Genomic DNA, 13,224 nt, shown 5'->3' with positions numbered 1-13,224 from the left:
CAAAGAGGTAATAATTTTATGAAAGACAAAGTACCGAGGTTTTCGCTTAGAGTATCGATCCTAATATTAATCGTACTAGCAATAATTTTGTACTTCTTCAACCAACCAAATGCGTTCTTAGCATTATTTGCGGTCTTAGTGTTGTCGATAGTTTATTTAGGTGGTATGGAGAAGAATCACGAAATATTCATGCGACATCATAAACGTTGGTTGTAAAAAATGAATAAATAAATATAGACAGAATTGTTTTTTAAAGCATTCTGTCTTTTTTTATGTGATCTATATTATTAAAAAAAGTTCAGTAATTAAAAATTTTTGGTATGATTATCCAAAATAATGTAATCGCTTTATAAATTTTATGAATTGTTTAAACTTTTTTAAGAAAAGAGGGTATTTTGTCCTTCTTTTTTTTGTATTTCTTGATATGATAAAGGTGTTTAGATATATATAATTTATCAGGGAGATATGTGCTATGAAAAAAATAAAAATGATAGCTTTGACTGGTATTTTGTTATCGAGCACTATTTTAGGGGCAAATACAACAGTTGCACAGGCTAGTTCCAACAAGGCATTAAGCGTTGACAAAACTGAAATCGCTAACAATGTGATTCAAGTTATCAACGAGTTATTGAATTCAAGTTCTACTGCTAGCAACGTTAATTCCCAAATGAAGTTTTCTGATCTAGAAGATGGTCAAACTATGTATGCTGCGCCAATCTTTGGTCAAAAGACTGACACTCAATTTGACAATGTCTTGCAAGGGGAACTAAACGTAGTCGATAGTAACGAACAATTGGTTCCTATGACTACATCCAATAAGGATTCAAATGGATTTCCTAAGACAGTCAAGTACACACTTAACGGTGTAACTAAGACTGTTACAGTAGATTATAATTTTGCCAAACCAATCGTTTCATTTACTAATAATAGTCAGATTATGAACTTCAAAGATGGAGACACTGGTATCGAAAATACTGCTGAAAATTCAGATGTTAAGGCTATAAGTTCTAATGGTGCAGACGCTAATGGCAAAGAAAATACTGCTACAGTATCTGGAACAATGTCATCGGATGGGAAGACAGTAACTTTCACACCAAAAGACAACTACATTACAGGTATTAAAGCTGAAAGAACAGTTAATACATACACGGCACCTAATTGGACAAAGATTAAAAATTCAGTAGGTGGTACGGTTAATGATCTTAATGATTTGAACGATATTGGGATGCTTAACGATAACGGAAATATGTATTTGTTAAATACAATTAATAGCAAAAATTCAGAAGACGGCAAAACAGCCACTTTTGATTATAAAGCTACAGCAATTGATACAGCCGGTAATACGGTGAAAGATGCTATTAGTGGAGAACCAATTACATATACTTCTGGCAATCAAACGATTAATATTGATTCAAGTACCGTTCATCCAGTAATAACATTCAAAGATAAAAATTCAGGAAATGTAGTATATACGGCCTTCCCTAAGGATAAAACCACATTTACAACTGAAGATGTTGAAGGACTTCTTCCTGAAAAAAGTGGTTATGCTTTGAGTGGCAATTATGGTGACTTTACTGCAACTTCTAACAATAATAAACAGACATATTACGTAACTAAGAGCGCCGATACTACTGTAAATTATATAGATATTACAACTGGTAATAATGTGGGTTCTGAAGAACTCCAAGGTAATGAAGGTACATCAGCTGTTCTTACAAATGTTCCAGAAAACTATAAGCTAGTTAATCAGTCTGATATACTTCAAAATTTAAGTAGCTTAACTCCAAGTAAAAACATTTATGTAAAACCAAAAGCAGATTCCAATTCCTTAAATTACACTGTAACTTTCAGAGACAAAACAACTGGTAAAGTAGTTGGAACGGAATCCAAAGGTACTGGTGATTTCGGTAGCTACATTGGAGTTACAGCTCCTGATGGCTATGCATTGGCAACTGTTATCGACCATGGCTTTATTCTTTTGAAGAATGACCAAAAGGTAACTAAGTATGTTGTAGCTGCTGACACACCTTATAATATCTCCTACGTTGATCAAGATACTGGTGAAGAAGTCGGTACACAATCAGGTAAGGGCGCCAATGAATCGAAGATTGTTTTGAAGGCTCCAACTGGTTATGCTTTCGTTAATGCAGATGACATTAATTACACAATCGATAAAGATACACCAACTTCAACAGTTTACGTTCAAAAATCAGATCAAACGGTTGATAATATCGTCTCCGGTTATCCACACAACGGTAATATCAAGATTTATGATGGTAACGGCAAATTAAACGATGATGTAGTCCTTTCTGAAGGTTCAAGTTGGATCATCGATAAGACTGTAACCATCAATGGCGCTGAATACTATCGTGTTGCAACGAATGAATATGTCAAAGCTAGTGATGTTTACAAGTACACACCTCTACAAACGGTGGCTGTAACTAATGGAACAAATGTCACACCAGTTTATAACTCTAAAGGACAATTAATTATCGATCGTGCCCTAGACGTTAATACACCTTGGTACACCGATAGAAGTGCCACAATTAGAGGCAAGAAGATGTATCGTGTTGCTACAGATGAATGGATCAAAGCAAGCGACTCAACATTAAGATAAATTCTAAAATACACTGACTTTGTTGGTGTATTTTTTATTTTGTTCCCGCTTACATTATGGGTTACACTATAATCAAAAGGAGGCATAAGATGCGTAGGATGATTAAAATGTTGCTGATAGTTATGGTGGCAGCTTTAGTAGTCGGAATTGTTTCAACGTTAAAATTAAATATGTTAGTACAAAGTTTGATTTATGCCATAGTTATTGGTTTAGTCATTTATGCAATTGCCAAAAAAGTTGATAAATAGGGAGCAAATTATGGATAGAAGTATGCAGGGCATGATTATGGGGTTCATCGCCTTCATTGTTGTTTTTGGATTAAGCATGTTGAAGGTTAGTCAAACAGTCATTGGAGCGGTATTGGTTATCGCTATATTGTTAAGTGCAGTAATTATGAGAAGAATTAAATAAAAAAACATCTATTCAGATTTTTTACATTTATCTGAATAGATGTTTTTACTATTAAAAGATGTTTTTTGAATTGAAATTAGAATTACTATCTAGTCCGGAATAGCAAAGAAAATTAGCTCAGTAGTGAAATTATTCTTAGCAACTTGTTGCTTAGAATAAGGCCGAGTTTTGAGATTTTGCGCACTTGGTTTATGCAAAAGCTCAAAATCGTTCCCACTACGTTCCAGCCAAATTTTCTTTGCTATGGAGGACGGAATAAAACTATTATATTTATTTCCAATTAATTTTTGAAAATACCCGACGACCTAAGACTTCACGCATGAACATAAATAAAGGCCAAGCGGTCAGGAAAATAGCGATGTACAGGTAAGTGTAGTGCCAATTTAAAATACTTTGTAAGCCAAAGGCCTTTTCACTGAAGATGAAAGTGATAATGAAAAGAGCAAAGGCGATACCAATCATAATTTGCTTTCTGACATACAGAGGATTAGCAATCGAAATCAAAGCGCAGAAACCAATTACACCGATTGTAAAGACCGATAATGTCGAAGTGATTTCGTAGGAGAAGTTAAAGTGATTCCCCAAAATCGAAATTGCCACGATAAAGGCAATATTGCAAATAGCGGCTGGTAAAGCAATCTCCATGACGTTATGCATGAAACGTCCTGCTGGTGGGGTATAGTTTGGTTCCAAGGCTAATAGGAAAGTTGGAATACCGACAGTCAAAGCGTTGATTGGCGTTAATTGAGAAGGTTCAAATGGATAACCAGTTCCCAAAATAATGAAGAGAATCGATAGTACTACTGAATAGATGGTTTTGATCAAGAATAGTGAAGCGACACGTTCAACGTTATTGATTACTCGACGACCTTCATTGAGCATGAAGATCATGGAATCGAAGTTACGATTTAATAAAACGAAATCCGCTGCAGCTTCGGCCGCATCACTTTCACCAGCAATAGCGACACTACAATCAGATTGGCGCATGGCTAAAACATCATTGACACCATCGCCAGTCATACCAACAGTTAATCCATTATCTTGCATGGCTTTGATCAATTCTGATTTTTGACTAGGACGAACCCGACCAAAAATTTTATAATACTTGACCAATTCATGATAGTCTTTAGATTCATCAACTTGGCTCATATCGATGTAGTCATTTCCAGAAGCAATACCTGCTTGAGCAGCAACATTAGCTACAGTAACGGGATTATCACCAGAGATGATTTTGAGATTGATACCTTGATTATGCAAGTAATTGAAAGTATCGGGAGCTTGCTCTCTAACTTCGTCAGAAATTAATAATAAACCTAGAACTTCTTGTTGAGAGGTTTCTTTGAGTATCGCAATAACTCTGAATCCTTTTTGAGCAGCTTGTTGAATTGTATTCGTTATTTGTGAACTAGGATTTTTGATGATGAATTCTGGGGCACCCATGATGTAACGAGTATCGTCATTAGTGACAAAACCAGAATATTTAGTTTCTGATGAAAATGGGATGACCTTCTTTACATCGCTTTCGAATGCTTTGATTTTTAAAGCCTGGACAGCTAAAGCAGTTGCATTTGATTCTTGAGTGACGTCGACGATTTTTTGAGCAATTGCTTGTACGTTTTGTTCGCTGGTTTGATAACTGATAGTTTTTTTGACAGTCAATTTACCAGTTGTAATCGTACCTGTTTTATCAAGGCACAAGACGTCGACTCGAGCTAGGATTTCAATGGCACTCAAGGAACGAACCAAAATACGACGTTTGGATAAATTGTAAGCTCCAGTAGCTAAAGCCACGGACGTTAATAAGACTAAGCCTTCAGGAATCATCCCAATAACTGAGGCTGAAGTTCCAAGGATTGATTTAGCAACGTTGTTATTTTGAGAATAGGTTCTGAAAAATAGTAATAAACCAATTGGAATGATAGTATATGTTAGAATTTTAATAATATTATTTATAATTTTCATCAAAACACTAACAGAACGTTTTTCCTTACCGACAGCAGAAGAAATTTTGGAAACAAAACTTTCTTTACCGACTTGTGTCAATTGGATTTGAGCTTGACCGGCGACGACAAAACTTCCTGAGAAGACCTCATCATTGACCGTTTTACTGATAGTATCAGCTTCACCTGTAATACTTGATTCATTAGTTTGCAAGCCATTAGAAGTGCGAATAATACCATCAGCGGGGATAGTATCGCCACGTTTGACCGTTACGATATCGTCCTCGACTAAATCAGCAATATCGACTTTTTCTAATTGTGAATTTCTAGTAACATTAAAGTTAGCTGAGTTGACCAAGCTGATTTTATCAACGGTGATTTTGGCACGGATTTCCTGATAACTTCCAATAATAATATTGGCAATAACGGGACCTAGGAAAAAGAGATTTCGATAGGATCCAGTCCAAAAAATTAAAATAGCGATGACTAGATTTAAAAAATTGAACAGAGTGAATAAGTTATCGGCCAAAATTTTTGGAATCGGACGCGATAATTTTTTGATTTGAACATTTGTCAGTCCCCGTTGTACTCGGGAGTCAACCTCTTGACTAGTTAATCCTTCGTCGAGACTGGTATATTTTTGAGGTTGTTTGATTTTTACCATACTCTACCTACGACTGTTAGTTATTTTCTATTGAATGCTATATACTCTTTACATAACTTAAATTTAACATAAAAGGATGAATTTAATTTGAACAATTTATTTTTTGATCTGGATGGAACGATTATTAATTCTGAAATTGGAATTATGAAGAGCTTGAAGTACATGTATGAGCATACTTTAGGTTACGTTCCACATGATGATGCCACTTTGCATACTTTCATCGGACCAACAATTGGTGCATCTTTGCAAAAGTACGACCATGTAGCGCCAGATGACCCATTTATTAATCAAAGTATAAATGCTTTCCGTGAGTACTATCAAGAAGAAGGCTGGGAGCAGTATACTGTTTTTGATGGCATTTATGATATGATGGAGTCCTTGAAGAAAGCTGATAAAGAACTCTTCATTGCGACTTCTAAACCGGAAGTTTTTGCGAAAAAGATTATTGATCAACTAGATATGAAACAATACGTACGACATGTTTTCGGGGCAGCTGAAGATGAATCGATTCGTTCTTTAAAAGAAGACGTTATCTCTTATGGAATCGAAAAAACTTCAGTTGAGTTAGACACAAAGAATCTTGTTATGGTTGGGGATCGTAGCAGTGATATTGTGGGGGCACATAAAAATAATTTAAAAGCTATTGGGGTAACTTATGGCTTTGGGGATTATGCTGAATTGAAATCTGCCAATTCAGAATGGATCGTAAATAAACCACAAGAAATTGCTAAACTAGCTATGGAGAATTAGAAATTATGAGCAAGTCATTGTCATACAACAGACACGGTTTTACTTTGATATTATTGTCAATTTGTTTAATGGTTATCGTTTTCTTAGGGATAACTCTGTCCACAGTCTTAAACAGTAACTATGTCAAAAAAGTCGTTAGTAGTGATACTAATGTTACTTTGATCAGAAACTATACGAATCAACGTTTAGGTAGACTGGTCAATAGTTATTCTGTTTCAACTGATTTGTCAGCGGTGAATCTAACTAACAAAGATGTCAGAAGAATTATTAATGTTTCAGTAGACGAAGTGTATGATGATGACTCGCAGTTAACTATCGGTAGTAATATTTTGTCCACTATTAGTACTAAATTGAAGGACCAAGCCAATAAGTACGGTTTAAATATTGATAGTGAGATTGATACAGTTATTAAAAGTAACGAAGGTATAATGAATCAAATCGTCAATAATGATTTAGGACCGATTGAGACTGTTATTGAACGAGTCCAAACTATCAAGCGTTTGATCAAGACCGTTATGGTGATTGCGGCTGTCTTGTTCGTTATTTTAGCGTTACGTTTGCGTGCTAAAGTCGGTTCTAATATGTTATTCTTCCATCATTTGGGAACAGTGGGAATTTGCACATCGATTTTATTAGCGATGCTCTTAGGAGGTACGTACTTTCCATTGCAGGATTACATCGTAAACAATATAGATTACAATGTCAGAGATGTATTATACAATGTCCTAAACGGAATATTTATTAGTTATATTTCCATTATTTTTATGGTATTTATTGTCAGTATTCTGGATTGGGGCAGTACTGTTAAGTATAAATATTGAAAAACAAAATTTGAGGGAACTTGAGGACTTAGTCTTCGAGTTCCCTTTTTTATTAGGTCAAAATTATGAAAAAAATACTTTTGAAATACAAATTTCCACTGACATTGATTTTGTTTTTAGTAGTTAGTATTCTTTCAATTTATTTAACGGGACTGGACAGACATATCTGGTCTTTTTTGGAAATGGGCAATGACGGACGTTTCCACGTTATGAGAATGCAAGGACTGTATGAAGCCATCAAACATGGTAATTTCTTTCCAGTCGTTAATATGTCATTTTTGGGTGGATTTGGATACATCTCAAATATTTTTTATTCTAATTTGTGGCTTTACCCGGTAGCTTTTTTACGACTATTGGGAATGACGACCGTTCAGGCTTTTATTAGTTTTTATGTTTTGATAAATTTCGCAACATTTGTGATTTCATTTGAATCTTATTATGTGGTTAGTCGAAGATTTGATAAGAGTTTGGTCTTTAGTTTTGTTTATACTTTATCGGTTTATCGGATTTTTGATATGGTACGTCGTTTCGATATCGGCGAAGTATTAACTTTGACGTTTTTACCAATCGTTATTTTGGGCGTCTATGAGATTTTTTACGCAGATAATAGTAAGTGGTGGTATCTGACGATTGGGATGACGGCGGTTATTTATTCGCATGCTTTGTCACCGATATTAATTGCCATTTTTATTTTGTTAGTCATTATTTTCCGTATCAAAACTTTAGTTGAAGAACCAAAAAGAATTTTAACGTTGGTTTATTCAGGATTATCGTCGTTATTATTGAGTTTAGGGTACTTTTTACCGATGTATGAACAATTGAAGCATACTCAATTTAAATTAACGCATGCACCATTAATTTATGTCTCACAAGGTAGTATGCAAATTTCAGATTTAATTAAATTGAGTTTGGAAAATGATCTTTTCAAGCAAAATATTGGAATTTTGATGTTATTGATGGCTTTAATTGTTCCAATAATAGCTTGGAAGGCAGCACCAGCAGTTCGTGATTTTGCAATTATTGGTGAAATTTTGTTATTGATGACGACCGATATTTTTCCATGGAATTTATTTATTCATACACCATTGAATATAATTCAATTTCCGTGGCGCTTTAATATGTTAGTGACAGTCTTATTTGCGGTTATTTTAGCCAGTGATCCTTGTGATTGGTTGAATCGCTTTTGGAAAAAAGGTGCAATCATTAGTTTAACAATTATAATAATTTGCTTGGCTGAATTTAGTTTGGTTACTAACCATCCAACCCAAGATGACAGTTACGCTGCTTTTAATAATTTGGACGTTTATAGTATTGGCGCAGGGCAGGAATATTTACCTAAAAACGCTAATTTGGAACAGTTGCGGAGAACAAAACACGTGCCCGAAGTTAAAAGTGGTTCGATAAAAATTAGAAATTTTCAACAAAAAGGTTCTTCAATTAAGTTGAACTTCAACGCTACTAAAGCCGGAAAAATCGATCTACCGATTATTGGATATTACGGATATTCGTCCAATTCGTCTACTGGAGATGTTTCAGCGGTAAAAATGGATCAAACTAACAATGGTTTAGCTCAAGTAAAAGTCCGTGGTAGTGGGGTTGTACGAGTTAAATATGAAAAAACTCCCATTCAAAAAATCAGTAAATTGATATCCATAATTAGCTTTTTAATAATGATTATTTACATTTTTCGTCAAAATAGAGTTTCTTCAAAACTTGAATAGTGAGTATAATATGTGATATTGCATGTACAAAGGAAGGCATTTATTTTATGCAATTAAGTTTTTTGAAGAAAAAATCCACTAAGAAAATCACAATAATTGTATTTACAATTTTACTTTTCTTATTAGTTAGTTTTTTAGCACTTTATCAAACGCAGTTTTATCATGGGAAAATTTGGACTTATTTAGGTACTAGTGACGACCGTTTTCACATGATGCGGATAGAGGGCTTGTATCATTCATTACAACGACATCAATTCTTCCCATTTGTAAATATGTCATTTATGGATGGTTTTGGATATATTGTCAATATCTTTTACTCAGATCTCTTATTGTATCCCGCTGCGTTTTTACGCTTGATGGGATTTTCAAGTGCTCAAACTTTGATGGGATATTATTTATTCGTTAACTTTTTGACTTTTGGAATATCCTTTTTGTGCTTTTACAAAGTCAGTCAAAAGTATCTCAATAGTTTAGTATTCAGTTTCGTTTATACTTTGTCGACTTATCGTTTGCACAATTTATTGTTTCGCCATGACTTAGGTGAAGTCGGAGCTTTCATTTTCTTACCCATTGCGATGTTAGGTATTTACGAAATTTTTTATGGTAATCGTAAGAACTGGTGGTATCTAGCTTTTGGAATGACGGCAATCATATACTCGCATGCAATTTCACCGATTCTAGTAGCTATTTTGATAGTTATCATCGGTTTGTGTCAGTATAAAGAAGTTAAAAAGCATCCTAAACGTTTATTGTCATTGGGATGGGCAGCGTTGTGCTCTTTGTTGCTATCAGCAGCGTATTTCTTGCCAATGATTGAGCAATTGCGACATACGAAATTTGTTTTAACGCAGTCAAAGGGAATTTTACCAAAGGGTGCTACTAGTTTCTTTGACATGAGTAAATGGAGTTTGAACAATGGTCTAGGTGAACCAAATATTGGTATCGTCTTATTCATTGCGGCCATCGTAATTGTTTTGTCATTTACTAAGATTAAGAATAAGGCTGTCAAAGATTTTGCGTTAATAGGTGTTATCTTATTGCTTTGCAGTACCAAAGTCTTTCCGTGGGTGATTTTAAATCATACGCCATTCAAAGTAATTCAGTATCCTTGGCGATTTGATATGTTGATTACTTTGTTATTAGCTATTGTGGTGGCAAGTGATCCGTTAAAACTCTTTAATAGTAAATTAGCCAAAAGTGGTTTGATAGTCTTTACTTTGTTGTTTGCTATTTCGGCTAGTTATCGTTTGGTACAAGGATCATCATTACAATTTGTTGATCAGAGTGAATACAATCAACTAGAGCCCTTTAGTATTGGCGCAGGGCAAGAATACTTACCGCAAGGTACTAGTTTAAGTGATTTACAAAGAACGCCTCACAAGCCACAAATAATGGCTGGTAAGGCTAAAATTAGTCAGTTTAAGCAATATGGAACGCGCCTGAGCTTTAGTTTTAAAAATGCTAAACACGCTAAAGTAGATATTCCTATTATTGCCTATTATGGTTTTCAATCGACTCAATCGGAAGGTAAAGTATCCAACTTGCGAGTAGATAAGACTAATAATAATTTAGCTCAAGTGACGGTCAACGGCAGTGGAAAAGTTGTCATTGATTACTTTGAGACGATGACGCAAAAAGTTGCACGTCGCATTTCGTTCTTATCATTGTTGATTATGATAGCAATTATTTTTATCAATAAATTGAACTTAGTAGATTTTGGAAGAATCGAAGGTTTACGTTCTAAAGAATAAAAAAATAGCATCTATTCAGATGTAGTCGATCAACGGCTGCCATTATCTGAATAGATGCTTATTTGTTTGATCCTATAAAAAATTGAAAATTACTATTTAGTCCGGAATAGCAAAGAAAATTGGCTCAGTAGTGAAGTTATTCTTAGCAACTTGTTGCTTAGAATAAGGCCGAGTTTTGAGATTTTGCGCACTTGGTTTATGCAAAAGCTCAAAATCGTGCCCACTACGTTCCAGCCAAATTTTCTTTGCTATGGAGGACGGAATTATAAACTAACTTAAGAAAGAACCCCAATGTGGATTCAACTTTTTTGTTCAGTTTATTTATCTTTCAAATCATCAACGTCAGTCAATGATGCTAAATTATCTTGTTTCGTAACGGCTTTTTTATCAACGGTAACTTTGAACCAGTTAACGAAACCGTGATCGAATTCTGCAACTTCAAAATGGAAGTTATCCATATCAAAGGTAGAACCCTTTTGTAGGTTAGGGAACTTTTCAATTAAGTAACCACCAACGGTAATGATATCGGATTTTTGAAATTCACTAACGTCGGTTCTGAAGTAACGTTCAAAATCGTATAACGTAGTCTTACCAGAAACATTGTATGAACCATCTTCATTTTTAACAATGTATTCATCAGAAACATCATCGATTTCATCCTTAACTGTTCCAAATAATTCTTCGTAGATATCTTTATCAGTGACGATACCACTAGTACCACCGTATTCATCAACGACAATAACTATAGGTGTCTGTTTCTTGATCATTTTGGATAAGATATCTTGAATTGGCATGGTTTCGGGAACGGTATTGACAGAACGCAAGATACGACTGATGCCAACATCGCCATCGACTTGGTTTTGACGAACGATATCATATGCATAAACGTAACCTAAGACTTTATCTTTATCATTATCCGCTACAACAGGGAATCTAGAGAAACCTTGTTGTAAATAATCTTTGATAACATCTTTGACTTTATCCGTTATATCGACAACATAAAGACTTGTCCGATCGACCATGATATCCTTCGCAACTTTATCATTCAACTCAAAGGCACGCTGCATGAAGATAACGTCATCTGGTTCCATGTCGCCACCCTTGATCGAAGACTTAGATAATCTCAAAATTTCAGATTGTGAGAAGACCTCATTTTCGCTATCAGCTGGTTTCATACCCATTAGTCTGACGATTCCAGATGCGGAAACATTTAGTAACCAAACGAACGGATAAACGGCAACGTGGAAGAAACGTAATGGCGTAACGACTAACATCAACATCTTCATTGGCATATCGATTGAGATATTCTTTGGAACGATTTCTGTTAAAACCACTTCCAAATAAGTTAGTAGTAAAACACCAACGATTGAACTCAAAGCATGTAGGCCACTACTACCACCGGCAGAAATATGAGCAACACCTAGTACTTCTATCAGTAAGTATTCGATGGTACTTTCACCGATCCAACCTAAAATGATACCAGCGATACTAGTACCAACTTGAGTAGTCGACAAGTATTCGTTTAGATTATTGACCATCTTTAAAGCACGTTGTAATTTCTTTTTGTTTCCTTCACCTTTTTGAATGGCATCTTCTAGTTGACTGGATCTAGTTTGAACTAAAGCAAACTCAGCAGCCACAAAGAAGAAGGCAAAGATAAAGGTAACAAGTATGATAATAAAATTTGTTGTAATTGCAGAACTTGACAATATATTATTTCCCCTTCTATTTCCTGTAAATCGAATTATACACCAAAGAAAAACCGACTGTGTCGGCAAAGAGTAAATATTTTATCTTTTCATCTTCAGTATATCCAATTTAGTGGTTAAAATATAGCTAGGACAATTTTATTTTGAGTTCGTTATGAATTTTGTAGTTGAACTTAACAATCATTATTTTTATAATGAAGAGAATGAAACAACCTTGGGGGAATCCTTTTGAGTAAAGTAAAAACTAACAACCTATTAACTCCTGCACAAGCCGCAAAGGACTTGGGGATCAGCGTTGCAACGCTACGTAAATATTCTTTGATAGTCGAAAAGACTACTGCCAATAGTAAATACTTTGAGCGTAATAGTCAGAATAATCGTCTCTACACTCAGAAAAATATTGAAGATTTTAAAGAAATGGTCAAACTAAGTCATGGACCAAAGATGACTCTAGAAACTTCAGCTGCACAAATTTATCCTGCTGCCGATGCCAAAGAACCTACTGACACTAAACAAAACGATGAAATTGCAGATTTGCAAAAAACTGTTGCTAAATTAGAATCAGAAAATAAGAAGCGTGAATTAACTATTAAAGAATTACAACAAGAGTTAAATGATGCTCAAAAATCAAAAGAACAACTCCAAGTTGAGTTGGATACTTTGAAGCAACAAGCTGAAGAAAAAGTTGAAAATAATGACACGAAAAAAGATGAAAACATCAAAGAACGTGTAAACGAAAAGGTTAATGATGACAAGAAAGGTCATTGGTGGAACAAGTTCATGGGCTAATCAACCAATAAACCTTATGATATCAACCTCTTAAGCAATCGGGTCGTACCA

The 13,224-nt window shown here is 34.8% G+C and carries 11 protein-coding genes; 9 read left to right on the top strand and 2 right to left on the bottom strand.

Translation table 11 applies throughout. The features are described from left to right. Nucleotides 1–18: 18 nt before the first annotated feature. From G6534_RS09210 to G6534_RS09195, 4 genes are all read left to right on the top strand, one after another. Nucleotides 19–216, top strand: coding sequence for a hypothetical protein (locus tag G6534_RS09210; RefSeq protein ID WP_059075127.1), 198 nt, complete (start codon nucleotides 19–21; stop codon nucleotides 214–216). Between the two features lie 256 nt (nucleotides 217–472). Then, nucleotides 473–2,617, top strand: coding sequence for an SLAP domain-containing protein (locus G6534_RS09205; RefSeq protein ID WP_059075126.1), 2,145 nt, complete (start codon nucleotides 473–475; stop codon nucleotides 2,615–2,617). A gap of 89 nt (nucleotides 2,618–2,706) precedes the next feature. After that, nucleotides 2,707–2,865 carry a hypothetical protein gene (locus G6534_RS09200; protein WP_161936673.1) on the top strand — a complete coding sequence of 53 codons (159 nt, stop codon included), beginning with the start codon at nucleotides 2,707–2,709 and terminating at the stop codon, nucleotides 2,863–2,865. Nucleotides 2,866–2,875: 10 nt separating this feature from the next. After that, a complete protein-coding gene (locus G6534_RS09195; protein WP_161936672.1) occupies nucleotides 2,876–3,028 on the top strand; it encodes a hypothetical protein in 153 nt (50 codons plus the stop codon). 270 nt (nucleotides 3,029–3,298) lie between these two features. On the opposite strand, the gene G6534_RS09190 is transcribed toward G6534_RS09195, so the two are convergent. Next, on the bottom strand, nucleotides 3,299–5,632 hold the full coding sequence (locus G6534_RS09190) for an HAD-IC family P-type ATPase (protein ID WP_182082623.1): 2,334 nt from the start codon (nucleotides 5,630–5,632) through the stop codon (nucleotides 3,299–3,301). Between the two features lie 87 nt (nucleotides 5,633–5,719). Between G6534_RS09190 and G6534_RS09185 the strand changes: the two genes are divergently transcribed. From G6534_RS09185 to G6534_RS09170, 4 genes are all read left to right on the top strand, one after another. After that, the gene (locus G6534_RS09185; protein ID WP_182082622.1) at nucleotides 5,720–6,382 is read left to right on the top strand and encodes an HAD hydrolase-like protein; all 663 of its coding nucleotides are present in this window, start codon (nucleotides 5,720–5,722) and stop codon (nucleotides 6,380–6,382) included. A gap of 5 nt (nucleotides 6,383–6,387) precedes the next feature. Further along, nucleotides 6,388–7,203, top strand: coding sequence for a hypothetical protein (locus tag G6534_RS09180; protein WP_059075238.1), 816 nt, complete (start codon nucleotides 6,388–6,390; stop codon nucleotides 7,201–7,203). A gap of 65 nt (nucleotides 7,204–7,268) precedes the next feature. Continuing rightward, on the top strand, nucleotides 7,269–8,924 hold the full coding sequence (locus tag G6534_RS09175) for a hypothetical protein (protein WP_182082621.1): 1,656 nt from the start codon (nucleotides 7,269–7,271) through the stop codon (nucleotides 8,922–8,924). A gap of 47 nt (nucleotides 8,925–8,971) precedes the next feature. After that, entirely contained in the window at nucleotides 8,972–10,675 is a 1,704-nt protein-coding gene (locus tag G6534_RS09170) for a YfhO family protein (protein ID WP_059075236.1), read from the top strand. A gap of 317 nt (nucleotides 10,676–10,992) precedes the next feature. On the opposite strand, the gene G6534_RS09165 is transcribed toward G6534_RS09170, so the two are convergent. Next, nucleotides 10,993–12,384 (bottom strand): hemolysin family protein, encoded by a 1,392-nt coding sequence (locus G6534_RS09165; protein ID WP_059074853.1) that lies wholly within the window; start codon nucleotides 12,382–12,384, stop codon nucleotides 10,993–10,995. Between the two features lie 228 nt (nucleotides 12,385–12,612). On the opposite strand from G6534_RS09165, the gene G6534_RS09160 reads away from it, so the two are divergent. Then, nucleotides 12,613–13,173 carry a hypothetical protein gene (locus G6534_RS09160; RefSeq protein WP_182082620.1) on the top strand — a complete coding sequence of 187 codons (561 nt, stop codon included), beginning with the start codon at nucleotides 12,613–12,615 and terminating at the stop codon, nucleotides 13,171–13,173. The last annotated feature ends 51 nt before the right edge of the window (nucleotides 13,174–13,224 follow it).

The sequence above is a fragment of the Companilactobacillus pabuli genome (genome assembly GCF_014058425.1).
In the GTDB taxonomy this organism is placed as follows: domain Bacteria; phylum Bacillota; class Bacilli; order Lactobacillales; family Lactobacillaceae; genus Companilactobacillus; species Companilactobacillus pabuli.
Note: the sequence above shows the minus strand (reverse complement) of the source record. Positions and strands in the feature narration are given on the sequence as shown.

What these genes read in the sequence shown, in the direction of transcription:
- G6534_RS09170 (WP_059075236.1), top strand. Translation starts at nt 8,972, where the DNA reads ATGCAATTAAGTTTTTTGAAGAAAAAATCCACTAAGAAAATCACAATA.
- G6534_RS09195 (WP_161936672.1), top strand. Translation starts at nt 2,876, where the DNA reads ATGGATAGAAGTATGCAGGGCATGATTATGGGGTTCATCGCCTTCATT.
- G6534_RS09190 (WP_182082623.1), bottom strand. Translation starts at nt 5,632, where the DNA reads ATGGTAAAAATCAAACAACCTCAAAAATATACCAGTCTCGACGAAGGA.
- G6534_RS09175 (WP_182082621.1), top strand. Translation starts at nt 7,269, where the DNA reads ATGAAAAAAATACTTTTGAAATACAAATTTCCACTGACATTGATTTTG.
- G6534_RS09210 (WP_059075127.1), top strand. Translation starts at nt 19, where the DNA reads ATGAAAGACAAAGTACCGAGGTTTTCGCTTAGAGTATCGATCCTAATA.
- G6534_RS09205 (WP_059075126.1), top strand. Translation starts at nt 473, where the DNA reads ATGAAAAAAATAAAAATGATAGCTTTGACTGGTATTTTGTTATCGAGC.
- G6534_RS09180 (WP_059075238.1), top strand. Translation starts at nt 6,388, where the DNA reads ATGAGCAAGTCATTGTCATACAACAGACACGGTTTTACTTTGATATTA.
- G6534_RS09200 (WP_161936673.1), top strand. Translation starts at nt 2,707, where the DNA reads ATGCGTAGGATGATTAAAATGTTGCTGATAGTTATGGTGGCAGCTTTA.